This window comes from Neisseria sp. S1, from assembly GCF_048060015.1.
GTDB classification, from domain to species: Bacteria; Pseudomonadota; Gammaproteobacteria; order Burkholderiales; family Neisseriaceae; genus Neisseria; species Neisseria arctica.
On record NZ_JBLUPI010000002.1, the window covers coordinates 107,197 to 131,049 of the forward strand.

Here is a 23,853-nt window from a genome sequence, read left to right on the forward strand (position 1 = left end):
CAAGCTTCCACAGTGATGCCGTTCCGGCTTGGACAGAACCGATTACAACGATTCAAACTGCTGATTCTTTTCTAAATATACTCAACCTAACCCCTCTCCTGAAGGATTTGCCATGAAACATCTGAAGTCGTTTCTGATTTGGGGCATCGTGGTATTAGTCGGCCTGGCCGCTTTTACTACGCTTGCCATGAGTCGCGGTGAGCAGGTCAGTGCGGTATGGATGGTAGTTGCCGCCATCTCCGTTTACTGTATCGCATACCGCTTTTACAGCCTCTTTATTGCCAAACAAGTTCTCGAACTTGATGCGAACCGCTTGACTCCGGCAGAGCGTCATAACGACGGCTTAGACTATGTTCCGACACATAAAGGCGTTTTATTCGGCCACCACTTCGCCGCCATTGCGGGTGCAGGCCCTTTGGTAGGCCCGGTACTGGCCGCACAAATGGGTTATCTGCCAGGTACCTTATGGATTATCTTTGGCGTGGTTTTTGCCGGTGCCGTGCAAGATATGATGGTGTTATTCGTTTCGATGCGCCGCGATGGTAAATCACTGGGCGATATCGTCAAACAAGAATTGGGAACCACCGCCGGTATCATTGCGTCAGTCGGCATCATGATGATCATGGTCATCATTATGGCCGTATTGGCACTCATCGTAGTGAAAGCACTGGCACACAGCCCATGGGGAACCTTCACCATTGCCGCCACTATGCCGATTGCCCTGTTTATGGGTATTTATACCCGCTATATCCGCCCCGGCAAAATCGGCGAAATCTCCATTGTCGGTTTTATCCTGCTGATGCTGGCAATCGTATACGGCGAAAATGTGGCTCAAAGCTCTTATGCGCACTATTTCGACCTCACCGGCGTACAGCTGACTTGGGCCATTATGATTTACGGTTTTATTGCCGCCGTTTTGCCCGTTTGGCTGTTGCTCACTCCGCGTGATTATCTTTCTACCTTCCTGAAAATCGGTACCATCGTTGCTTTGGCCGTTGGTATTTTGATTGTTAGCCCGGTACTGGAAATGCCTGCGGTCACTAAATTTGTTGACGGTACCGGCCCGGTATTCTCCGGCGATTTGTTCCCCTTCCTATTCATTACCATCGCCTGCGGCGCCGTATCGGGCTTCCATTCCCTAATCTCTTCGGGCACTACCCCGAAAATGCTGGAAAACGAAACCCATGTCCGCATGATCGGCTATGGCGGTATGCTGATGGAAAGCTTCGTAGCAATTATGGCTTTGGCTGCTGCATCCGTATTGGATCCGGGTATTTATTTCGCAATGAACAGCCCTACTGCGCTGATCAGCACCGATGCAGTACAAGCAGCACAAGTGATTACCAACCAACTCGGCTTCCCTGTTGAGGCTTCCACCCTACTGCACACTGCAAAAGAAGTAGGCGAAAGCACGATTCTTTCACGCGCGGGCGGCGCTCCTACCTTGGCCGTAGGTATGGCACACATCATGAGCCAGCTGATTCCCGGCGAAGGTATGATGGCCTTCTGGTATCACTTTGCCCTGCTTTTTGAAGCCTTGTTCATTCTTACCGCCGTGGATGCCGGTACCCGTGTTGCCCGCTTTATGATTCAAGACCTTGGCAGTATTTTCGTCAAATCTTTCGGCAACACCGAATCACTACCTGCCAACTTAGTTGCCACGTTCTTGGCTGTGGCCTTATGGGGTTATTTCCTATACACAGGTGTAACCGATCCGCTTGGCGGCATCAACTCTTTATGGCCCCTCTTCGGTATCGGTAACCAAATGCTTGCCGGTGTGGCATTGATTATGGTGAGTGTGGTTTTGGTGAAAATGAAACGCGAACACTATGTATGGGTTCCTCTCACTCCCGCACTGCTACTGTTGTTCGTTACTTGTTACGCCAGCCTGCAAAAACTGTTCCACAGCAATCCGAAAATCGGCTTCTTGGCACATGCTGCCAAATTTAAAGAAGCGGCTGCTCGCGGCGAAGTATTGGCTCCCGCCAAAGACCTCGCACAAATGCATAAGATCGCCTTTAACGATTATGTGAACTCGGGCTTAACCGTACTCTTTTTATCGGTAGTCATCATCGTTGCCTTCTACGGCTTGCGTGTTGCATTGAAAGCCCGTAAAGTGGCGTGGTCGACTGCGAAAGAAGTACCCGCTGTATACCGTAACGAGGTGAAAGCCAATGAGCCGTAAAATCCTGAATCGCATCAAACGCGTGTGGAAAACCGCCCGCCTGACGGCCAACCTGATGGTAGGCGTGCCCGATTATGAAAACTACGTTGCCCGCCAACGCCAACATAATCCCAACGCACCGGTGATGACGGAACTGCAATTTCAAGATTATTGCCGCAAACGCCGCTGCGGCGCCAGCGGCGGACGCTGTTGTTAAATTTTTACTGTAAAATCCAAAGGCCGTCTGAAATGTTTCAGACGGCCTTTTGCTTTCATTTACAGCCCTAATTAATGTTGAACAATTAAAATTTCTGTTCCATGTACGAAAAATAAAAACGACGAATATCCTAACTTTCCCACAGCCAAAGCAATAGCCCTGCCATAAAAAAGTAAACATTTGTTATATTTTTACAAAATAATTAAATGCTATTGCAGAAGCAGTTAAGGTGTTACACTATAACAAAACAATAATTCTTATCATCAGTTGTTCGCTTCCCGATACGCTTAATGTCTGGAATGCATTTTTAGTTTAAAAATACACAGTACTGGACTTCACATGAAAACTTCACGAACACTATGGGCAATCATTGTCGGTTCAGCCGTTGCCTTAGCAGCCTGTACGCCTACGGATTCTACACAAATAGCCTCCCCTAAAAACATCAACCATTATCTGATGGAATTAGACAACATACAGCCATCGCCGCAAAAAACACCCATACAAGAAAAAAAACCAACTCTCATCAAATTTTGGGCAAGCTGGTGTCCGCTATGTTTAGCCGAACTCTCCACCACCCAAGCATTAATACGGGACAACAAATTAGAAAACGCCAATATTGTTACCGTTGCCTCACCGGGTTTCTTACATGAAAAAGATAAAGCCTCTTTCATCGAATGGTTTCAAGGTTTGAACTATCCCGATCTGCCTGTTCTGATTGATGAAAACGGTACGCTTGCCCGACAGTGGGGCATCGGAGTTTACCCGTCTTGGGCTGTTTTAGACGAAAAAGGCAAAGTCTTACAAATTATCAAAGGAAGCTTGGATGAAAACGCCATACTCTCTCTTGCGAAAAATCCTCAAGACCCGCCCTCCAAAGTAGAAAAGAAATTTTACCAACAAAATAAAGACGGTAATGTCAACGCTCAAAATGCACAAACCATCTACCTGGCCGGCGGATGCTTTTGGGGAGTTGAGGCTTATTTCCAGCGCATTCCCGGTGTGATCGATGCCGTTTCAGGCTACGCAAACGGCAACACCCCAAACCCCAGCTATGAAGATGTCGTCCACCGGCAAACCGGCCATGCGGAAACCGTTAAAGTAACCTATGATGCAAGCCGTTTGAGTCTGAACGATATTTTGCGCTATTACTTTCGTGTCGTGGATCCCACCAGTCTCAACCAACAAGGCAATGATCGCGGCATTCAATACCGAACGGGTATTTATTACACTAATCCTAAAGAAAAATCTATTATCCAAGCCGCACTCGAACAAGAGCAAAAAAAATACAAAAGTAAAATCGTAGTTGAAAACCAACCTCTGAAAAACTTTTACGAGGCCGAGGAATATCATCAGGATTATCTGGCAAAAAATCCAAACGGCTATTGCCATATTGATATCACCAAGGCAGATGAGCCGCTGGAGAACAAATCTGTGCAAACATCCTCTGCCCCAAAAGCTTTTGATGACAAAAACTACCAACGTCCCAGCGATGAAGAGTTGCGCAAAGTACTAACCCGCGAACAATTCAATGTCGTACGCGGCAACGGTACCGAACTTGCATTCAGCCATGAATACGACAACCTATTTGCCGACGGCATTTATGTAGATATCGTTAGCGGCGAACCTTTATTCAGCTCTCGGGATAAATATAAATCGGGATGCGGCTGGCCCAGCTTCACCCGCCCGATAAAAGATCAATCCATCGTCAAAAAAGACGATTTCTCTTACAACATGCACCGTATCGAAGTACGCAGCCGCGCTGCCGATTCCCATCTGGGTCATGTATTCCCGGATGGCCCGATAGAAAAAGGCGGATTACGTTATTGCATTAACGGGGCAAGTTTGAAATTTATTCCTTATGATCAAATGGATGCCCAAGGCTACGGTGAGTGGAAGAAATCCGTAAAATAAATAAACGGCTGCCCTACAAAATTTAAGGGCAGCCGAATTACTATTGAGAAAGGTTTTAACCCCACCTTTAATTGGAAATACGAACCATCAAACAATGGCTTCTGGAATCAAACCGCCTTCACACTTTTATGCGGTTTCCTATCTTATTACTTGGTTACGGATAAACCATCCCGCCTTAAAATAATCCATGTAAAATGAACATACTTTTAAAAAACCCCTATAACGACAAGGATAAACTACTCATGTTCAAACACATCGACTTCTATCCGGGCGATCCTATACTCGGCTTGGTTGAAACTTATAATCAGGATCCGCGGGCCGAAAAAGTAAATCTCGGCATTGGTATTTATTTTGATGAAAACGGTAATTTGCCGGTTTTGGACTCTGTCCGCCACGCAGAAGAAGAGCGTGCCGCCACTGCACGTCCCCGTCCCTACCTTCCTATGGAAGGCCTTGCAGAATACCGCTTAGCCGTACAAAAACTATTATTCGGCAACAATTGTAGTGCCCTATCCGAAAACCGAATTGCCACTATCCAGACCCTTGGCGGCTCGGGCGCACTTAAAATCGGTGCCGATTTTTTACACCGCTGGTTTCCTACTACCCGCGCATATGTAAGTAATCCGACGTGGGACAACCATAAAAGTATCTTTGAAGGTGCAGGCTTTGAAGTCGGTATTTACCCTTATTATGATCCGGTAAGCGGCAATGTGCTATTTGAAGAAATGTTGGCTTTTTTTGAGAGCCTGCCGGAAAACAGCGTATTGATTCTGCATCCGTGTTGTCACAACCCGACCGGTGTCGACCTCAGCAGCGATCAATGGGATAAAGTTTTAGAAGTTATACAAAACCGCAAACTAATTCCTTTTATGGATATCGCCTATCAAGGATTTGGCGAAAACTTAGAAGACGACGCCTATGCCATCCGTAAAGCCGTCGCCATGGGATTACCGCTGTTTGTCAGCAATTCTTTTTCCAAGAACCTTTCTTTATACGGCGAACGTGTCGGCGGCTTGTCTGTCGTCTGCCCGAGCGAAGAAGAAGCCAAACTTGTGTTCGGCCAACTCAAACTGGGGGTGCGCCGCGTTTATTCCAGCCCACCGGCGCACGGCGGCTACATTACCGCGCGTGTCATGAATGACGGGGAGCTGTTTTCCCTCTGGGAAAAAGAAGTTTATGCCATGCGCGACCGTATCCGCCTAATGCGCCGCAAACTGTATGAAGTATTAAGTGCTAAAATCCCTGAAAAAGATTTCAGCTATTTTATAACCCAACGCGGTATGTTCAGCTATACCGGCCTCAACCCGGCACAAGTACAGCGCCTACAAGACGAATTTGCCGTCTATCTGGTTGCCTCCGGCCGTATGTGCGTTGCCGGATTAAACGACAACAATATTGATTATGTTGCCAATGCATTTGCTGCAGTATTGAAATAAACCTTTAACATATTTTAAAAGGCCGTCTGAAAATTTTTCAGACGGCCTTTTTAGGCTATGGCTGTATAAGCAATATTTGCATTATTCCAAATCACCGCTTACATAAACCGTACCGCCACTCTTATCCTCAGGCAAAACCAAATTCAAAATCACTGCCATAATACCGCCGGCAGAAATCGAATTTTGGAACAATACCGGCAGATTTTTAAATACCTCAGGCTCAAAAGCTACGCCCAAACCCAATCCAACTGATGTTGCCGCAATCACTGCTTCACGGCGGCGGATACCGTTGCTGACCAAAATACGCACGCCGGCAATCGCGATCAGACCAAACATCAAAACCATTGCGCCACCGAGAACCGGGCTGGGAATAGTCGTAAACGCCCGGCCAATTACGGGAAAGAGACCTAACAATATCAAAATTACAGCAATATATTTACCCACATGACGAGAAGCCACACCGGTCATTTGGATAACACCATTATTCTGGGCGAATGTAGTCAACGGCAGCGAACCCAGCGCAGTCGCAATCACTGACACCAAACCATCCGCCATTACGCCACCTTTCAAACGGGCAGTATATTCCTCACCTTCGATAGGTTGGTCAGAAACCATCGCCGTTGCGGTCAAATCACCCACCGCCTCAAACACACTCAACAAATAAATCGCCCCTGCCACGATAAATGCATGCCAATCGAAAGCGAAACCATACTTAAATGGTACCGGTACGGTAATCAGAGGGAGATCTTGTAAAGGTGAAAAATCCACCTTACCCATAAACAAAGCCACGATATAGCCGACAATCAAACCCACAGCAATACCGCTCATGCGCAAAAGCGGATTCTTCATACAGTTGAACAACAAAACGATCAACAATACCAGCGAAGCCAAGCCCAAATTTTCCAGCGAACCGAATGTACCGTCACTCTTAGCGCCGAAACCTCCGCCAAAATCAGTAATACCCACATGCACCAAGCTTAAGCCGATCAGCATCACTACTACGCCGCTAACCGTTGGCGTGATGACCTTTTTTAAATAAGGCAGCAGCCAAGCCGAAAAGCAAACCAGAAACGCCCCGACAAAAGATACGCCCAAGAGTGTAGAAATCATGGCGTTCTCATCCAAACCGCCCTCTTTCATCCCCACGCCAAGTGCAATCATCACGGTAACAAAAGAAAAGTTAACAGATTGAATTGACAACATTCCCGAACCAACCGGGCCGAAGCGGTTTACCTGAAGATAAGTACCGATACCCGAAGCTACCATCGACATCGATACCAAATAAGCGGTCATCTCCACCGGAAGCTGTAAAGCTCCGCCCACAATTAAAGCCGGCGTAATCATCGGTACGAAAATAGCCAATAAATGGGTGATGGCACTTAAAAGCGCATTCATAAACGGAGGTTTGTCTTCCAAACGGTAAACCAAATCGGGGCTTTCGGCCATTTTCGGGGGCATTGCCATTACATCTTCCTTCCCATTTAATTTTAAGAAATGCTAAAAATTGTAAGCGCGGCATTGTATATAATTATCAGTTTTTATTCAATCACTTCATGAGCAACAATACAGCCTACTGTTGCTTACGAAACGCCTTTCACCCTATCTGTATACGACCTTTGCAAACCTTTGCAGGCCGTCTGAAGGCAATATTTCACACAATCGGCAAAGTAAGCTACAATCGCCCTATTTACCGACGTTGAGAAATAAAGGTTTAACCATGTTAAAAGGTAGTCTGGTCGCCCTGATCACGCCGATGAATCAAGACGGCAGCGTGAATTTCGAGCAACTCAAGTCTTTAATCGACTGGCACATTGAAAGCGGCACTGATGGTATCGTTGCCGTGGGCACTACCGGCGAAAGCGCCACTTTGGCTGTAGACGAACATCTGGCGGTTATCGAAGCCACCGTAAAACACGTTAATAAGCGTATACCCGTTATTGCCGGCACCGGCGCCAACAATACCCGCGAAGCGATTGAGCTTTCACAAGCTGCGGAGCGCTTGGGGGCGGACTACACTTTATCTGTCGTCCCCTATTACAACAAACCTTCCCAAGAGGGAATTTACCGCCATTTCAAAGCTGTTGCCGAAGCTACCTCTATCCCGATGATTATTTATAATGTTCCGGGACGTACCGTTGTCAACATGACGAACGAAACCATTTTGCGTTTGGCCGAAATTCCCAATATTGTCGGCGTTAAAGAAGCCAGCGGCGACATTGGCCGTGAAATCGACCTCATCAACCGTGTACCGGAAGGATTTGCCGTTTATTCGGGTGACGATCCTACCGGCATGGCTTTCATGTTCTGCGGCGGCCATGGTGTCATTACCGTAGCGGCCAACGTTGCCCCCAAACTCTTTGCCGACATGTGCCGGGAATCGTTAGCAGGCAATATTGAGACTGCGCGCAAACTCAACGGACAGCTCATTCCCGTTTACGACGTTATGTTTTGCGAACCCAGCCCTGCTGCCCCTAAATGGGCGGTGTCACAATTGGGAAAATGCGATGCACATGTCCGCCTGCCGATTATTGAGCTTTCGGCAGAAGGCCAAACCAAAGTTCGTGACGCGCTTGTTGCAGCCAAATTGATTTAACTTACAGGAAGCACCTATGAAAACTGCTCTGAAACCTGTTGTTATCGCAGCCGCCGTATTAAGTATGGCGGGTTGTGCCGGCAGCAAAGACAAACTGCCTGCTTTAGATTACCAAACCCAAAACCGCAAAATCGTTAATCTAGAAGTTCCACCCGATCTGACTAATCCCAACCAAGGCAATATTTACCAACTGCCTGCCGGTTCCGGTGCCGTTCGTGCAAGTGACCTAAATCGTACGAATACCCAGCAAACAGCCGGAAGCCAAACCGTATTGCAAGATGTAAAAGGCGTTCATTTGGAACGGGACGGCAGCCAACGTTGGTTAGTGGTAGACGGTAAATCACCTGCCGAAATTTGGCCTTTGCTGAAAGTATTTTGGCAAGAAAACGGCTTCGATATCCGCTCTGAAGAGCCTGCTATCGGTCAGATGGAAACAGAATGGGCCCAAAACCGTGCCAAAATTCCACAAGACCGACTACGCAGCCTATTTGAAAAAGTCGGCCTCGGCGGTATCTACTCTACCAGCGAGCGCGATAAATTCATCATCCGCATGGAGCAAGGTCGCAATGGTACAACCGATATCTTCTTCAGCCACAGAGGCATGCAAGAAGTTTACGGTGACAAAAATAAAGACACTACCATATGGCAGCCCCGCCCCAACGATCCGAATCTTGAAGCAGCTTTCCTAGCCCGCTTCATGCAATATTTAGGTGCAGATGCCCAGCAGGTTGAGAAAGAATTGGGTAAAGCCGACGCCTCTGCCAAGCGCAACGGCGCCGCCGAACTGGCCAAGCTGGAAGGCAATACTGTATTGCTTTCCGGTTCGCAAGAGCGCAATTGGCGACGCACCGCACTGGCTCTTGACCGTATCGGCCTGACCGTTGTCGGCCAAAATCTTTCAAGACACGCTTACTTGGTACAAGCCGCACCTCAGGAAAGCGACGCTGTAGCTAATAAAAAACCCGGCTTGTTCAAACGCCTGTTAGGTAAGGGTAAAACTACCGAACCTAAAGCGGCAGCTCCCGAACTGATCGTTTACGCCGAACCTGTTGACGGCGGCACCCGCTTAAGCCTACTCAATAAGGACGGTAGCGTTTATCAAGGCAATGATGCAGGTACTTGGATCAGCCGCCTGTATACCGAATTGCGCTAAGTAAAAATCGACAAGGCCGTCTGAAAACAATTTTTCAGACGGCCTTTCCTCATTAGCAGACATAAATAAATACCCTTTTATTCAGATACTTTTTCTAAATATGAAAGCACGTAAAACCTATTTAATCGGTATCGCCTTCTTTACCGGCCTCTTCATGGCATTGATGCTACTGGGCAGCTATCTGCTTTCCATCGAAAGCAAGCAATTTGCCGTAGCCAGCTTTTTATTTGCATTCGGCGCCGTATTCGGACAAATTGCCTGTTTGGCTCTTTATATCCGCCAAAAAGCCATGCTGCAAGCTATCGCAGCACAACGTGCGCAGGAGTATAAAAATGCTGAATAAAATTGTATTGGCAAGTAGTAACTCTGGAAAATTAAAGGAATTCTCCCGCTGGTTTGCCGGGCGATCGATTGATATTCTTCCGCAATCCGAATTCAACGTCCCCGAATGTCCCGAACCATACGGAACATTCATAGAAAATGCATTAGCCAAAGCCCGCCATGCCAGCCGCCACAGCGGCCTGCCAGCCCTGGCAGACGACAGCGGTATTTGCGCTAATGCCCTAAACGGCGCCCCCGGTGTCTACTCAGCACGTTTTGCCGGAGATAATCCTAAATCCGATGCGGCCAATAATCTCAAACTTAGCACGGAACTTGCCGGTAAAGAGGATCAAAGCTGCTATTACGTTTGTGTTTTAGTATTGGTTCGACACGAACACGATCCCCAACCCATTATTGCCGAAGGTATTTGGCGCGGCACTTGGCAAACAGAAGCGAAAGGTGAAAACGGCTTCGGTTACGACCCGCATTTTTATTTACCGGAGCAAGGCTGTACGGCTGCCGAACTTACGCCCGAACTTAAAAACCAAATCAGCCACCGCGGCCTGGCATTACAAGAATTAAAAAAGAAAATCGACCTGCTCTACCCTTCTGCCAAGGCCGTCTGAATAACCATTATCCCGCCTTACCCCCGATATTATCTCGCCCGTTTGTTTATGAAACCGGGCTCAGAAAATATGGGGAAGGTTCAAATTTCGAGCCACCAATGATACCAGTCAGCTTTAACACACCCGGCCAACTCAGCACCCTGCCACCGCTATCACTTTACATTCATATTCCTTGGTGTATACGCAAATGTCCATATTGTGATTTCAATTCGCATCAGGCAAAAGCGGGCTTGAATGAAAACAGCTATATTGATGCCCTCCTAACCGACTTACAAACCGAGTTACCTAATATTTGGGGACGCCCGGTGGAAACCATATTTATCGGCGGCGGCACACCAAGCATATTTCAAGCTGCTTCTATTGATCGCCTTCTCAGCGGTATCCGCGCTCTGGTGAAATTACAGCCGCAAGCCGAAATTACTTTGGAAGCCAACCCCGGCACCTTTGAGCGGGAAAAGTTCCAAGGCTTTAAAGATGCAGGTATCACGCGGCTTTCAATCGGCGTACAAAGTTTTAATGATAGTGCTCTTACTGCGATAGGCCGCATTCACAACAGCCGCGAAGCCCTCACCGCCATCGAGACGGCTCTTCAACTATTCGATAAAGTCAATATCGATTTAATGTACGCCGTACCCTCCCAAACCGTTCAAGCGGCCCTAAACGACATAGAAACCGCTATTGCGACAGGTGTTCGGCACATCAGCGCGTACCATCTCACAATGGAGCCCAATACACCCTTCGGCCATACTCCGCCTCCTGAGCTGCCGGCAGATGAAGCTGCACAGGATATTGAAGATGCCGTACACGACAGGTTAGCAGAAGCAGGATTCATTCACTATGAAACCTCCGCATTCGCCCACCCCGGCTACCAATGCCGCCACAATCTCAATTATTGGCAGTTTGGAGACTACATCGGAATTGGAGCAGGCGCACACGGTAAAATTTCCTATCCGACCCATATTGAGCGTACCGTTCGACGACGTCATCCGAAAGATTATCAGACGGCAATGGAAAATAACCCTGCAGACGCCATTGAGCGCCGCACCATTGCCAAAGAAGATTTGGCATTTGAATTTATGATGAATGCCCTACGTTTGAGCGAGGGTGTGCCTGCCTCTTGGCTGCAAGAGCGTACCGGTATTTCTCCGGCGCAAATCAGTACGCAAATTCGGGCCGCACAAACCAAAGGCTTGTTGGATACCGACCCTCTTTACTTTCGCCCCACTGAGCAAGGTAAACGTTTTTTAAATGATTTACTGCAATATTTTCTATAACCGATACCCTGCATAATTTTCAGACGGCCTATACGATAAAGAAAATAAGCCGTCTGAAAGCCCAAACTGCCGAAACATAGTCAAAGCTGATTATTTATAAGATAATCCTACATAATTTCACACTAGGAGATTGAATATGAGTAAAACCATCATCCATACCGACAAAGCACCCGCAGCCATCGGTGCATATTCACAAGCTGTACGTGCCGGCAATACCGTTTATATGAGCGGACAAATTCCGCTTGATCCAACCACAATGACCGTAGTTGGCGAGGGCGACTTCCGCGCCGAAACCCATCAAGTGTTTAAAAACCTGCAAGCCGTAGCAGAAGCTGCTGGCGGTTCGTTGAAGGATATTGTAAAAGTTAACGCCTATCTCACCGATTTGGGTAATTTTGCTATTTTCAACGAAGTAATGGCGGAATACTTTGCCCAACCATTCCCCGCACGTGCCGCAGTAGGCGTAGCCAGCCTGCCCAAAGGCGTACAAGTAGAAGCAGAAGCTGTTTTGGTATTGGATTTGTAATATAAGCCTGCCATACTCAAAACTTCAAAGGCTGTGCATACCGCCGCGCAGCCTTTATTACTTCCTTGAATAAAAATATCAAATAAACAATGATATAAACATTTTTCACCCTATCTCACTATGGCACATTATGCAATCGGCGACTTACAAGGTTGCTATGACGAACTAGAAACCCTACTGGCCAAAATCGGATTCAATCACGGCAGCGATACCCTTTGGCTTACCGGGGACATCGTTAACCGAGGTCCTAAATCCTTAGAGTGTTTGCAATTTGCCAAACGGCACGAAAGCAGCGTACGCACCGTATTAGGTAACCACGATTTGCATCTGCTAGCCGTATCATACGGTTATGGCAAAATTAAGCGCGGCGATACAATAGAACCTATCCTGAAACACCCCGCTCGCCGTCAGTTACTCGATTGGCTACGCCAACAACCGCTCTTAATTACCGAGAACAATTATCTATTGGTTCACGCAGGATTATTGCCTCAATGGAGTGTTACTGATGCTATAGCACTGGCAGCCGAAGTCGAAGACGAATTACGCAGCCCCAACCCCTCCACCTATTTTGCCGAGATGTATGGCAACAAACCACGAAGCTGGAGTCCGAAACTAAGCGGAGCAGAACGCCTGCGCATGATTACCAATGTAATGACACGAATGCGCGCAATCAGCTACAACAACGAGCTTGATTATGATTTTAAAGGCAATCCTGCCGACATGCCTGCCGGCTTACGCGCCTGGTTTGAAGCACCTGATCGCCGTCATTTAAGCCACACTATCATTTTCGGCCATTGGTCTGCATTAGGCTATTTAGATGCTTGCCGCGTGATTTCTTTGGATACAGGCGCCCTATGGGGCGGCGCGCTTACAGCCATAGATTTAAATACCCGTAGAATCCAACAGGTTGACTCTATAGATGGTATCAGCTGGTAAAAATAATCCGTTTCAACAACTTACGCTCAGTTTTCAGACGGCCTATTGAAAATACCTCTAAAAAATAAAATATTGTTTTATAAATAAATAAAAAATTTACTTATAAAAAATCAGACAAATTGTGATAAAAACTATAGTTATACTCTAATTTTCGTAATTTTTAGAGTATAATACCTATTCAATCACACCGCATCTAGAAAAGCACCTACAGAGGAAAAATCATGCAACATTCTTTTGAACCATTGGTTATCCGTGGGAAAAGTCTGATTCCTATCGTACAAGGCGGAATGGGCGTAGGCGTTTCTGCCTCCAGCTTATCCAGTGCCGTAGCCCGTGAAAACGGCGTGGGAACCATCGCCAGCGTAGATTTACGCCATCTGCATGATGATTTGCTGATCGAATCCAAAATTAATCCTACCGAAGAAAAATACGACAAACTTAACCGTATCGCACTTGATCGCGAAATCAAAAAGGCCAAAGCAGAATCACAAGGCCGCGGTATGATTGCCGTCAACGTTATGAAAGCCGTTAAAGATCATCAAGCCTTAGTACGCCAAGCGTGTGAATCCGGGGCAGATGCCATTGTTATGGGAGCGGGCCTGCCGCTAGATCTTCCGGAGATGACCGAAGGCTATAGAAATATTGCCTTATTGCCGATTCTTTCAGAATCACGCGGTATCAATATTGTTTTGAGGCGCTGGATGAAAAAAGGGGTTTTACCTGACGCTATTGTTATAGAACATCCTGCACATGCGGCCGGCCACTTAGGCGCAATGACGGTTGACGGCGTAAATGATGAAAAGTTTGAATTCAAACGGGTTATCGAAGAAACCTTTGAGGTTTTTAAAAACCTCGGCTTGGAAAGCGAAAAAATCCCGCTCGTTTTAGCAGGTGGTATGGCTAACTTCCAAAAAATCCAAACTGCCCTGAAAGAATGGGGCGCATCGGCAGTACAAATCGGCACAGCTTTTGCCGTAACTCAAGAAGGTGATGCCCATATTAATTTTAAAAAAACCTTAGCAGGAGCTGAAACAGAACAAGTAGTTGAATTCATGTCTGTAGCCGGCTTGCCTGCCCGTGGCGTAAAAACTAAATTCCTCGAAAGCTACATGAAGCGCGAAAGCATTTTACAAGCCAATGCAAAAGCTGATCCCCGCCGCTGTACACAAGGTATTAACTGCCTTTCCGTATGCGGTTTACGAGATGGACTTGAAAAAGTCGGACAATTTTGTATCGATCTCAAATTGGCTGCAGCTTGGCGCGGTGAAGTTGATAAAGGCCTATTCTTCCGAGGCAAAGATCCCTTACCATTCGGTAATGCTATTAAAAGTGTACAAGAAACTATTCACTACCTACTTACCGGGCAGCATGCCATACAGAGCTAATGAAAAAGCCTGCAAAATAAAAACAGCCGTAATCAGTAAACTACGGCTGTTTTTTACATCCCAAATTTCACCATATCTATAATCTAAAAAACATGTAATCTAAAACATGTGGTTTAGATCTTACACCTTATACCCAATATACAACGCTCTCTTAGCCTTAAAATATAAAATTTGTTTTCATATATTTCTAGCCAATAAATATCTTCTCCTATCTAGACCAACGGACAATAAAAATCATTTACGACTACCCAATCCTTAAAATTAATTTATTAATTCTAATAAAAACCCCTTATCAACCTAATATCGAGGTTAATAAGGGGTTTAAAGTATCAAAATAAATCTTCTGCTAGATTCAATTAACGTTCACGTAAAGCTTGTTTCATACGGGTAATCGGCTTGATCAAGTATTGGAATACAGTTTTTTCCCCTGTCTTTACATCTACTGTAGCAACCATACCCGGAATAATCGGCATATCTTTTCCGTTTTTATCTTTCAAACTATTGGTGTCGGTTTGCACGAGGATTCGATAATAAACTTGGTTCGGATCCAGCTTCATATCATTTGCTTGCGGCTGATTGGAACTGCTCATAGTATCCGGGCTGATTAAAGTTACTTTACCCTCCAAACCACCATAAATCGCATAATCATATGCGCTGATTTTAACTACTGCCGGAAGTCCGGGACTAATAAACGCCACATCTTGAGGACGGATATAAGCTTCAACTAATAATTTATCATCAAGCGGTACGATTGTGAGAATATCTTGCCCCACATTCACCACACCACCTACAGTATTGATTTTAATATCTTTTACAATTCCTCGCATCGGTGCGCGTATAAGAGAGCGATCCACCGGATCTGCCCGCATTGCCATATTTTCTTTAGCTTGAGCCAATTCGGATTCTGCCTGAACCAACTCATTATTCGCATCAGCCATATAACGATTACGGCGCTCATCTATTTGTAATGCCAAATCACTGGACTCTCGCTGCATACGCAATAATTCAACTTCAGATACAACACCTTGTGCCACCATAGGGGCCGTAATACTAATTTCACGATCCAAAGCTGCCTTGCTGGTGCTTAATCCCTTGATGGCATCAACTACTGCACGACGACGAGCCACAAAAGCCGCCTGCTCCCTTTGTTTCAACTCTTCACTGATTCCCTTCGGAAAAGTTAACTCAGCACCATAGGCTTCGGCTTTTAAGCGGGCTACCATAGCTTCCAGGTTCTGCACCTTGGCTTCACTTTCACGAAAAATAGCCGAACTGCGCGTATCATCAAGTTTTAAAATAATTTGATCTTTTTCAACAATATCGCCTTCTCTTACCCGCATCTCAGTAATCACGCCAGGATCAATACTCTGTATTACCTGCTCGCGGCTGCTGGGAATCACATTACCCTGGCCTCGAGTGACCTCCTCAATCGGGCTATTGTAAGCCCAAATGACAAAGACCACTAAAAATACAAAAAATAGAATAATGACCCAAAACTGACCACTATGCTTTTCTTTTTGCAAAGCGGCATTCAAATCATTAATCAACGGAAGATCTTTTGATTTGACATTGTTTTCACTGCTCATAATGTTGTATACCTTAATTATAAAATTCAAAGGCCGTCTGAATATTAGGCCTGCTGGCTTTCAACGGTTGTTTGCGCCTCTACACGTTGGCGCTGCTGCTTTTGGCCTGCAGCTTTTTCTTCGTTTTGCATTAATTGCTTCAATACCAAATCACGCGGACCATCCATAACCACTTTACCGTTATCCATCACGACAATACGGTTCACGATTTGTAAAACTTGCGGGCGGTGGGTCACCAATACCATAGTTTTATCTTTACCCCACTGAGCCAAGGTATTTAAAGCCATACGTTCTGTAGCTTGATCTAAGCCTGTAGTCGGTTCATCCAAAAGTACGACTTTAGGAGAGCGTAAAGTCATACGCGCCAATGCGATAATTTGTTTTTGACCACCTGATAAACCCAAACCATCCTCACCCAAAGGCATATCCAATCCCCGCGGATGGTTACGAATGATGCGGTCTAAGCCAAAACGTTTTAAAGCTACTAACAACTCTTGGTCGGTGGAGTAACCATCCAAGCGCGCCAAATCCATATTTTCACGCAGCGTCCCCAAGAATAAACGAGGAGACTGACTCAATAATGTGACTTCACTGCGCAAAAAGTTAGGATCAAGCTGACGCATATCTACGCCATCCAGTGTTACATTACCTTTCTGTGCGTCATACAAACCGCTGGCAAGTTTCAACATTGTACTTTTGCCGCTACCGATACGCCCTAATACACCCACTTTTTCACCGGGGCGGATTGTCAATTTCAAATCACTAACAGCTGCCCCTGTTTCCTCTTGGTATTCAAAAGAAACATTGTCAAAAGTAATACCTCCTTGAATATGATCCAAAGTAATGTACTTACGTTCAGGATTACGTTCAATCGGTCGTTCGACAATATTGTTTACTCCCTCCAAAGCTAATTTTGCTTGTTGAAAACGAGTTGCCAAACCGGCAATTTGTGCTAGAGGCGCCAAAGCCCGTCCTGATAAAATAACAGAAGCAATCAACGCACCCATAGTAATGCGGTCTGACGGATTATCTGCATGGATCAAATAAGTACCTAATAAAACCAATCCAACCGTATTAAGCTGCTGCATTGCAACCGCAAAATTAACGACAAAATTACTGGTGTCTTTAACCTTAATGGATGAGGCCGAAGTCTTGGCTGTATATTCGTCCCAACGCTGTTGCGCCCAAGAAGTAGCATTGTTCGTTTTGAGAGTTTCAATTCCCTCAATTGCTTCTACTGCCAATCCGGAACGTTGAGAAGACTCTTTCATTGATTCATTGATATGTCTTGCCATAGGACGTTGTACTAAAAAGCCTACGAGTACAACAATCGGAATGATAATAGTCGGTACTAAAGCCAACTTACCACCCACAATAGCAATAACCGTAATAAACAAAATCAAGAAAGGCAAATCAACCAAAGTAAGCAAACTTGCACTGGTCATAAACTCACGGACAGCCTCAAATTCGCGCAAGTTGTTGGCATAAGAACCTGAAGATGCCGGCCGATCAGCCAAACGCAAAGCCATTACACGGCGAAAAAGTGCAGAACTAATAATTAAATCTGCCTTTTTTCCTGCAATATCAGTTAAGTGGCTACGGATCATTTTGGCTATAAATTCAAATGTAATTGCCAAAACTACGCCTATACTCAACACCCACAACGTTTCATAAGCTTGGTTCGGAATCACCCGGTCATAAACATTCATTACATACAAAGAGCTAACCAAAGCCAAAAAGTTGATAATAAATGTTGCCAAAACTACCTGATAATAATATCCGCGGAAGCGCCATATCACTTTCCAGAACCATGACTTCGGCAAATGATATTCAGGCAATTCTGAACGGGCATCAGATACCATTTTAGGCTTGATAAACCAACAATAACCTAAATACAACCCTGAAAGCTGCTGGTGACTTAAAACTTGAGCCAAGCCATCAGCCTGACGCACATGATATTGACGTTCTTGCCCTGTGCCCTCAATTTGAGTAACAACCGCAGCCTCTTCATTATGAAGAATCAATACTACCGGCACAGCCAATGATGGGATATCCTGAAGCTTCCGCTTAGATAAAGTATTCTCAAAACCATGGCTTCGAAGCACTTCTGTAAGCGAATGAAAATTAACATTAAGCTTTTTATCCCGAATGACTTCTGCAGATAATGCCGCTTCAGATACCGGAGCACCCAACAAACGTGTAGTTAAGGCAATGTGTTCGATAATTGATTTCATAATTTTATTCAGTCTTCAAAATAAACTTTAGTTACTTCTCTTGCTTAACACCTGCCCAATTGGCCACTTGCGACTGCGCAACCAAATACTCCAAGGCGGCATCACGAAAATCATTGCGAGCTGTTACATATTCTTGCTCGATACTTGCTAATTCAGTATAAGCACCCAACACATCGGTAAGCGTTCGACGGGCAATTTTGAATTGCAATTCATATGCACGAACTACTTCTTTCTGGGCAACAATATGTTCAGCAGTAATATCTGCACGCTGTTCGCTTTGCTGCATATCAATTGCAGCAGTCCGTGCTTTTTCTTGAACTTCTCGTGCAATTTGCTCCAATTTAGATTCTGCCGCAATTAAAGTTGCTGCATTTTTTGCAACATTATGGCGGGCTGCGACATCCAATACATTCCAAGACATGTTCATATATAGTTCTTTACTGTCTTTGGTCAGCACACCCTCAAGATTCAATGCCGGTAACCGGGCAGCCTTAGCAACAGCCAATTCCGCATTAGCACTTTCTCTTTCTGCCTGTTGAGCCAAATAGGAAGGATTGAGATGACTACCGTCAATTTTATAATTTCCGGTCAAAGAAGTTACTGAATCACTGGCAAAAGGATCTTGCAAATCATCTGCAGTAACCGGCTGGTTTGTATATTTGGATAAGCGGCTAAGCGCCAGCTCCATCGTGCGACGTTGCTGGGCAATTGTAGTAGCTACCTGTAGTTGCCGAGCTCGGGCCTCTACAACTTCCGAACGGCGCCCAGTATCATATTTGGCAATAACGCTTAAATCTTTAAGTAAATTATTATGGCGATCTAAACTTTTCTGATTGATTAATAATGTTTCTTTTGCTCGTAATGCAGTAAGATATAACTTACCGATTTCACCACCTAGTTGTTCTTGTGTTTCAAAATATTTATATTTCTGATACACCTCTTTATTTTTATCACGCCTTACCGAAGCTTCAATACCTCCCCATGAATAGATATTCATAGTACCCCGTACACCCAAACCGTTATTACGATCATTACTATCATATTTATGCTTTTGGGTAATTACTTGCGTACCTGTAAGCGTTAATACCGGATAGTGCCCGGCACGGGTTGCTTTTGTGGTGCTTTTAGCGGCATTTTCATTGGCTTTCGCCTCTAACAATGAAGGATCAGAAACCAAAGCATACTTCAAGATATCTTGAAGCCCTTTAGCAGAAAGAGTTTGAGTGGCAAGCATCAGGCAGATTGAAACTACTGAATGCTTTAAAACACCACTTATCATAGATGGAAACTTTTGCATAAATTCGCAACTTAGTATTTGGGTTATGCCAATATCTATCAGATATGTCCATCATACCCGATTGGAATATTTTCGTTAATATATATTTGTATCAATTCTCTTAATTTGAAGAGAGAGGGTCAATGTCATTTCATTAAAAAACTTAATTCAAAACATAACAAGATAAGCCATTTTAATTAGTACAGCATAACATTATATTCAATATTTTTTACGCTTAATGAGATAAAAGGTAAATATTGTGAACCCAAAGTGTATAATTTGCCACATTACCACTTAAATTACTATTAACTACATATATAAATATCCTATCTCTTCGAAGGGATTCTCTAAACTCCCTTCTCATAAATTTAAATTTCTAAATATAAATTTCAATTCAATTTATTTATGCTATTTAAATAAATTCACTCCGCTCTTAGAGAATAAAATAAGTAGATATGCACCACAATACGGTTAGATTTAACCAATGGTACAAATTAAGCATCAACTACCTTAAATCATAGATTCAACGCGAAGTAACTTAGCTCATACCTGGCGATTGCTATTATCTCATCCATAAAAAAGATCCTACCGTCATGCGGCAGGATCTTTTCTACGAAAATTTAACAGTAAATTGACGCCTTTCTATTAGCGTTTTTTACCAGTTACAGTTGCAACGGCTAAATTTTCATTGCGCTTCAATGCAACACTTTGAACACCTTCCGGGAAATTGATATCTGATAAATGCAAGATATCGCCAGCTACAACAGAGGCACAATCCAAATCTAAAGCTGCAGGAATATCTTTCGGCAAGGCAACCACCTCAACCGAAGTTGCAAGCAAAGACACTCGGCCGCCTTGCAACTTAACTGCTTGGGAAGTTTCTGCATTAACAATATGCAAAGGCACACGGATTTTTACAGGCTTGGCTGCATCAACTACCTGAAAATCGATGTGTTGTACCTCTTGGCGGAAAGGATGCATTTGAAAATCACGCACGATAACGTCATGAGTTTTACCTTCCAAAGCAAGCTTAATTAGAGCCGTATGAAAAGACTCTTTCTCCAAAGCGTAATATACGGTTTTGTGATCGACAGCGATTGCCACCGCTTCTTGATTGTCACCGTACAAAACAGCGGGGGTTTTACCTTCGCGACGCAGGCGGCGGCTCGCACCAGTGCCCTGAGCTTCACGAACAGTAGCTTGAATTTCGTATGACATAAATATTACTCCAAATTTAAATTAAAATATCACCATCGGCCGCGACCAGCTTAAGGCGACTAAGGGAATTAAGGCAAATACATATTGCCTGCTGTTAACAGATCTTCATTGAAAAGATAAGAAACAGATTCTTCATTACTGATACGGCGGACCGTTTCAGCCAAAAGTCCTGCAATCGTAACTTGACGAATACGATCACACTTACGTGCAGCTTCCGACAAAGGAATAGTATCGGTAACAACAACCTGGTCAATTGCAGAAGAAGCGATACGGCTGATTGCTTCGCCTGAAAACACAGGATGGGTTGCATAAGCTAATACACGTGAAGCACCGCGTTCTTTCAAAGCAGCAGCTGCTTTACACAAAGTATTAGCAGTATCAATCATATCATCAACAATCAAACAAGTTCTGTCTTGGATATCACCAATAATATTCATTACTTCAGCTACGTTTGCTTTAGGGCGTCGTTTATCAATAATCGCCAAATCGCTATTTAAAACTTTAGCAACCGCGCGAGCACGAACCACCCCTCCAATATCCGGGCTTACCACTGTCAGATTCTCAATACGTTGCTGCTGAATATCATTAATCAAAATCGGTGTGGCATAGATGTTGTCAACAGGAATATCAAAAAAACCCTGAATTTGGTCGGCGTGCAAATCAACAGTTAATACACGGTCAATACCTGCCGAATATAACATATTAGCAACTAACTTAGCTGAAATAGGCACACGCACCGAACGTGGCCTGCGGTCTTGACGAGCATACCCGAAATACGGAATTGCCGCCGTAATACGTCCGGCAGAAGCCCTCTTGAGGGCATCTGCCATAGTCAGTACTTCCATTAAGTTATCATTAGTCGGCGCACAAGTAGGCTGCAAAATAAATACATCCCGACCACGTACGTTTTCCAATAATTCAACGGCCACTTCGCCATCAGAGAACTTGCTAACCGAAGCATTACCTAAGGTAATATCCAAGTGTTTGACCACTTTTTGAGCCAATTCCGCATTGGCATTACCGGTAAATACCATCAAACTGTCATATGCAGCCATATCTTCACCACGAATATTAGAAATTTCAACAGGAAACATTTGCTTCCTTCCGCTTAAGCTGGATACCAGCCGCTCATTATACGCAAGCAGACAAGAGTCTTAAAGTCTAACTGTACTTTATTTATGGTAAATAAGCTCTTTTGCTACGGCAGGATAACCTTGCAGAGGTTATCAATCCGTCTCTGGCACTCAATGCGCTGCGGCAAATATTTTATTAGTATATTTCGAACGCTTACCTATCAGGCAGGCATACTGCTAAAACGTAATAAAAGCGTGCAAGTTTTCTTACACGCTTTTATTTTGGCTGGGGCGGTAGGATTCGAACCTACGCATGCTGGAATCAAAATCCAGAGTCTTAACCACTTGACGACGCCCCAAAACTGGGTGGCTGGGGAGGAAGGATTCGAACCTTCGCATGCTGGAATCAAAATCCAGTGTCTTAACCGCTTGACGACTCCCCAACACTTCAAAACTTTATATATCAAACAATGGATGCTTTGATAAGCCTGCTACGCAATATGCTTGATATTGGTTTGAAATTTGGCTGTATATAGCTTCAGCATCCTGCCGGCTTGAACAAGACAAAAACAAACAAGCACCGGATCCGGTCATCTGAGGCCTACCATATTCTTTTAAATATTGATAAGCTTCTTTTACCTCAGGATAACTTTCAAACACCACTGCCTGCATATCATTACGAAAAGGCTGTAATGTTTGGAAAGTCGGCATTATGCTGGGTTTGGAATCACGTGTCAAGCCTTGATGCGAAAAAATTATAGCGGTACTGACATGAACATCGGGTTTGACTATCACATACCAATTATTCGGTATATCCATTGATATCAGATCTTCTCCGACCCCCTTGGCAAACGCATTTTGCCCGAAAATAAAAAAAGGAACATCGGCTCCCAAAGACAAGCCTAGGTCTATCAATTTTTTACGTGGTATTGCACATTGCCATAATTTATTTAAGGCCATTAAAACAGTAGCCGCATCAGAGCTGCCTCCCCCTAGCCCTCCTCCCGTAGGAATTCTTTTATCCAACCAAATATCTACTCCTTGCCTAATCCCACAATATTGTTGCAGCAATACGGCAGCCCTATAAGCCAAATCTTGCTCGGGGGGCAAATCATCTGTAGGCGTATGAAGCCGAATCAGGGAATCTTCACGCAATGCCAAAAACACAGTATCGTACAAACCTATCAAGCAAAATATGCTTTCAAGATTATGATAGCCGTCTGGCCTGCGTCCGGTAATGCGCAGATCAAGATTCAACTTGGCAGGGGCGAGAAATGCCTGAGCATTCGAGGGAACTTTCTGTTTCATGCACGATTCCTGATTTCACACTGTACCGGAGCAGATTCCGACTTAGTGTAATCAAAATAATCAAATATCAAACGCAAGCTCAGTTTTTGATCCTCTAATTGCAAAATTCTAACTTGGCCGTCTGAATTAAGCTGGCGCGAAATAATCCACCCAAATTGCTGTAAACGGCCATCCTGTAAAATTTGATGGGGGGTTCCGGCTACCCATTGTCCTGCCGCCCATACGTCAAGGTATTGCAAAGGAAGCGAGAAACCCAGTAATTGCTTGCTCAATTTGGAGGCATCCTCAGCCTCATATATACGGCCGTCGCTACCTACGGCCAACACACCGTTGTTATCTTGGCACAATTGCCCCAAAGTGTTGCCTAAAGGCGTATTTACATTGATGGTTCGTACAGATTTTTGCTGGGTCCAATCAAAGTTGGCATAAGAGCCTTTCCCATCCATACGCACAGCTAAACGACCTTCCGCATTAAAATCCGCATATTCTTGCTGGGGACTCCACTGCTGTGTAGTCGCCGGTTGCAAACCGGCACACGCTGCCAAAGAAAATACAGCCGCGCCGATGGTGCAAAATTTGAATAAGCTTTTACTTTTCATCATAAATTTTTATTTCT

Annotated in this window: 20 protein-coding genes and 2 tRNA genes; 12 read left to right on the top strand and 10 right to left on the bottom strand. The window is 44.8% G+C overall.

Annotation, left to right across the window (positions count from 1 at the left end; all coding sequences use genetic code 11):
• Window positions 1-112: 112 nt before the first annotated feature.
• The 4 genes from ACEPPX_RS02140 to ACEPPX_RS02155 all read left to right on the top strand — a co-directional run bounded on the left by ACEPPX_RS02140 (window position 113) and on the right by ACEPPX_RS02155 (window position 5,728).
• Window positions 113-2,185: a carbon starvation CstA family protein gene (locus ACEPPX_RS02140; RefSeq protein ID WP_416622765.1), complete on the top strand. Its 2,073-nt coding sequence runs from the start codon at window positions 113-115 to the stop codon at window positions 2,183-2,185.
• Window positions 2,175-2,381, top strand: a complete 207-nt coding sequence (locus ACEPPX_RS02145) for a YbdD/YjiX family protein (RefSeq protein WP_416622766.1) — start codon at window positions 2,175-2,177, stop codon at window positions 2,379-2,381. Before ACEPPX_RS02140 ends, ACEPPX_RS02145 begins: the two co-directional genes overlap by 11 nt.
• A 339-nt stretch (window positions 2,382-2,720) precedes the next feature.
• On the top strand, window positions 2,721-4,292 hold the full coding sequence (gene msrAB, locus ACEPPX_RS02150) for a bifunctional peptide-methionine (S)-S-oxide reductase MsrA/peptide-methionine (R)-S-oxide reductase MsrB (protein ID WP_416622767.1): 1,572 nt from the start codon (window positions 2,721-2,723) through the stop codon (window positions 4,290-4,292).
• Between the two features lie 242 nt (window positions 4,293-4,534).
• A complete protein-coding gene (locus ACEPPX_RS02155; RefSeq protein ID WP_416622768.1) occupies window positions 4,535-5,728 on the top strand; it encodes an aromatic amino acid transaminase in 1,194 nt (397 codons plus the stop codon).
• Between the two features lie 81 nt (window positions 5,729-5,809).
• On the opposite strand, the gene ACEPPX_RS02160 is transcribed toward ACEPPX_RS02155, so the two are convergent.
• On the bottom strand, window positions 5,810-7,192 hold the full coding sequence (locus ACEPPX_RS02160) for a nucleobase:cation symporter-2 family protein (protein WP_416622769.1): 1,383 nt from the start codon (window positions 7,190-7,192) through the stop codon (window positions 5,810-5,812).
• A gap of 253 nt (window positions 7,193-7,445) precedes the next feature.
• On the opposite strand from ACEPPX_RS02160, the gene dapA reads away from it, so the two are divergent.
• The 8 genes from dapA to ACEPPX_RS02200 all read left to right on the top strand — a co-directional run bounded on the left by dapA (window position 7,446) and on the right by ACEPPX_RS02200 (window position 14,542).
• Window positions 7,446-8,321 carry a 4-hydroxy-tetrahydrodipicolinate synthase gene (dapA, locus tag ACEPPX_RS02165; RefSeq protein ID WP_416622770.1) on the top strand — a complete coding sequence of 292 codons (876 nt, stop codon included), beginning with the start codon at window positions 7,446-7,448 and terminating at the stop codon, window positions 8,319-8,321.
• A 16-nt stretch (window positions 8,322-8,337) separates the two neighbouring features.
• Window positions 8,338-9,474, top strand: coding sequence for an outer membrane protein assembly factor BamC (bamC, locus tag ACEPPX_RS02170; RefSeq protein ID WP_416622771.1), 1,137 nt, complete (start codon window positions 8,338-8,340; stop codon window positions 9,472-9,474).
• A gap of 100 nt (window positions 9,475-9,574) precedes the next feature.
• Window positions 9,575-9,817 carry an NGO_0222 family membrane protein gene (locus ACEPPX_RS02175; protein WP_047760397.1) on the top strand — a complete coding sequence of 81 codons (243 nt, stop codon included), beginning with the start codon at window positions 9,575-9,577 and terminating at the stop codon, window positions 9,815-9,817.
• Window positions 9,807-10,421 (top strand): RdgB/HAM1 family non-canonical purine NTP pyrophosphatase, encoded by a 615-nt coding sequence (rdgB, locus tag ACEPPX_RS02180; protein ID WP_416622772.1) that lies wholly within the window; start codon window positions 9,807-9,809, stop codon window positions 10,419-10,421. The genes ACEPPX_RS02175 and rdgB overlap by 11 nt, the downstream gene beginning before the upstream one ends.
• A 98-nt stretch (window positions 10,422-10,519) precedes the next feature.
• Entirely contained in the window at window positions 10,520-11,695 is a 1,176-nt protein-coding gene (hemW, locus tag ACEPPX_RS02185) for a radical SAM family heme chaperone HemW (RefSeq protein ID WP_416622773.1), read from the top strand.
• A gap of 136 nt (window positions 11,696-11,831) precedes the next feature.
• The gene (locus ACEPPX_RS02190; RefSeq protein ID WP_416622774.1) at window positions 11,832-12,221 is read left to right on the top strand and encodes a RidA family protein; all 390 of its coding nucleotides are present in this window, start codon (window positions 11,832-11,834) and stop codon (window positions 12,219-12,221) included.
• A gap of 120 nt (window positions 12,222-12,341) precedes the next feature.
• Complete coding sequence (locus tag ACEPPX_RS02195; RefSeq protein ID WP_416622775.1) at window positions 12,342-13,157, top strand: symmetrical bis(5'-nucleosyl)-tetraphosphatase; 816 nt, start codon at window positions 12,342-12,344, stop codon at window positions 13,155-13,157.
• A 221-nt stretch (window positions 13,158-13,378) separates the two neighbouring features.
• Window positions 13,379-14,542 (top strand): NAD(P)H-dependent flavin oxidoreductase, encoded by a 1,164-nt coding sequence (locus tag ACEPPX_RS02200; protein WP_416622776.1) that lies wholly within the window; start codon window positions 13,379-13,381, stop codon window positions 14,540-14,542.
• 356 nt (window positions 14,543-14,898) lie between these two features.
• Here ACEPPX_RS02200 and ACEPPX_RS02205 read toward each other — a convergent pair whose 3' ends face one another.
• From ACEPPX_RS02205 to ACEPPX_RS02245, 9 genes are all read right to left on the bottom strand, one after another.
• The gene (locus tag ACEPPX_RS02205; protein ID WP_047760403.1) at window positions 14,899-16,128 is read right to left on the bottom strand and encodes an HlyD family type I secretion periplasmic adaptor subunit; all 1,230 of its coding nucleotides are present in this window, start codon (window positions 16,126-16,128) and stop codon (window positions 14,899-14,901) included.
• Between the two features lie 44 nt (window positions 16,129-16,172).
• Window positions 16,173-18,362, bottom strand: a complete 2,190-nt coding sequence (locus ACEPPX_RS02210) for a type I secretion system permease/ATPase (RefSeq protein ID WP_416622777.1) — start codon at window positions 18,360-18,362, stop codon at window positions 16,173-16,175.
• Window positions 18,363-18,393: 31 nt separating this feature from the next.
• Window positions 18,394-19,596, bottom strand: coding sequence for a TolC family protein (locus ACEPPX_RS02215; protein WP_416622870.1), 1,203 nt, complete (start codon window positions 19,594-19,596; stop codon window positions 18,394-18,396).
• Window positions 19,597-20,283: 687 nt separating this feature from the next.
• Window positions 20,284-20,856, bottom strand: coding sequence for a 50S ribosomal protein L25/general stress protein Ctc (locus ACEPPX_RS02220; RefSeq protein WP_416622778.1), 573 nt, complete (start codon window positions 20,854-20,856; stop codon window positions 20,284-20,286).
• Between the two features lie 68 nt (window positions 20,857-20,924).
• Window positions 20,925-21,911, bottom strand: coding sequence for a ribose-phosphate pyrophosphokinase (locus ACEPPX_RS02225; protein ID WP_152667030.1), 987 nt, complete (start codon window positions 21,909-21,911; stop codon window positions 20,925-20,927).
• A gap of 301 nt (window positions 21,912-22,212) precedes the next feature.
• A tRNA-Gln gene (locus ACEPPX_RS02230) sits at window positions 22,213-22,288 on the bottom strand.
• 8 nt (window positions 22,289-22,296) lie between these two features.
• Window positions 22,297-22,372: transfer RNA gene (locus ACEPPX_RS02235), tRNA-Gln, on the bottom strand.
• A gap of 13 nt (window positions 22,373-22,385) precedes the next feature.
• Complete coding sequence (ispE, locus tag ACEPPX_RS02240) at window positions 22,386-23,237, bottom strand: 4-(cytidine 5'-diphospho)-2-C-methyl-D-erythritol kinase (RefSeq protein WP_416622779.1); 852 nt, start codon at window positions 23,235-23,237, stop codon at window positions 22,386-22,388.
• Window positions 23,234-23,839 carry an outer membrane lipoprotein LolB gene (locus ACEPPX_RS02245; protein WP_416622780.1) on the bottom strand — a complete coding sequence of 202 codons (606 nt, stop codon included), beginning with the start codon at window positions 23,837-23,839 and terminating at the stop codon, window positions 23,234-23,236. Before ACEPPX_RS02245 ends, ispE begins: the two co-directional genes overlap by 4 nt.
• Window positions 23,840-23,853 lie beyond the last annotated feature (14 nt).

Coding starts and splice junctions, on each gene's coding strand:
- ACEPPX_RS02190 (WP_416622774.1), top strand. CDS start 11,832: ATGAGTAAAACCATCATCCATACCGACAAAGCACCCGCAGCCATCGGT.
- ACEPPX_RS02160 (WP_416622769.1), bottom strand. CDS start 7,192: ATGGCAATGCCCCCGAAAATGGCCGAAAGCCCCGATTTGGTTTACCGT.
- msrAB (WP_416622767.1), top strand. CDS start 2,721: ATGAAAACTTCACGAACACTATGGGCAATCATTGTCGGTTCAGCCGTT.
- ACEPPX_RS02195 (WP_416622775.1), top strand. CDS start 12,342: ATGGCACATTATGCAATCGGCGACTTACAAGGTTGCTATGACGAACTA.
- ACEPPX_RS02245 (WP_416622780.1), bottom strand. CDS start 23,839: ATGATGAAAAGTAAAAGCTTATTCAAATTTTGCACCATCGGCGCGGCT.
- dapA (WP_416622770.1), top strand. CDS start 7,446: ATGTTAAAAGGTAGTCTGGTCGCCCTGATCACGCCGATGAATCAAGAC.
- ACEPPX_RS02205 (WP_047760403.1), bottom strand. CDS start 16,128: ATGAGCAGTGAAAACAATGTCAAATCAAAAGATCTTCCGTTGATTAAT.
- ACEPPX_RS02220 (WP_416622778.1), bottom strand. CDS start 20,856: ATGTCATACGAAATTCAAGCTACTGTTCGTGAAGCTCAGGGCACTGGT.
- bamC (WP_416622771.1), top strand. CDS start 8,338: ATGAAAACTGCTCTGAAACCTGTTGTTATCGCAGCCGCCGTATTAAGT.
- ispE (WP_416622779.1), bottom strand. CDS start 23,237: ATGAAACAGAAAGTTCCCTCGAATGCTCAGGCATTTCTCGCCCCTGCC.
- ACEPPX_RS02215 (WP_416622870.1), bottom strand. CDS start 19,596: ATGCTTGCCACTCAAACTCTTTCTGCTAAAGGGCTTCAAGATATCTTG.
- ACEPPX_RS02210 (WP_416622777.1), bottom strand. CDS start 18,362: ATGAAATCAATTATCGAACACATTGCCTTAACTACACGTTTGTTGGGT.
- ACEPPX_RS02200 (WP_416622776.1), top strand. CDS start 13,379: ATGCAACATTCTTTTGAACCATTGGTTATCCGTGGGAAAAGTCTGATT.
- ACEPPX_RS02155 (WP_416622768.1), top strand. CDS start 4,535: ATGTTCAAACACATCGACTTCTATCCGGGCGATCCTATACTCGGCTTG.
- ACEPPX_RS02145 (WP_416622766.1), top strand. CDS start 2,175: ATGAGCCGTAAAATCCTGAATCGCATCAAACGCGTGTGGAAAACCGCC.
- ACEPPX_RS02225 (WP_152667030.1), bottom strand. CDS start 21,911: ATGGCTGCATATGACAGTTTGATGGTATTTACCGGTAATGCCAATGCG.
- ACEPPX_RS02175 (WP_047760397.1), top strand. CDS start 9,575: ATGAAAGCACGTAAAACCTATTTAATCGGTATCGCCTTCTTTACCGGC.
- rdgB (WP_416622772.1), top strand. CDS start 9,807: ATGCTGAATAAAATTGTATTGGCAAGTAGTAACTCTGGAAAATTAAAG.
- hemW (WP_416622773.1), top strand. CDS start 10,520: ATGATACCAGTCAGCTTTAACACACCCGGCCAACTCAGCACCCTGCCA.
- ACEPPX_RS02140 (WP_416622765.1), top strand. CDS start 113: ATGAAACATCTGAAGTCGTTTCTGATTTGGGGCATCGTGGTATTAGTC.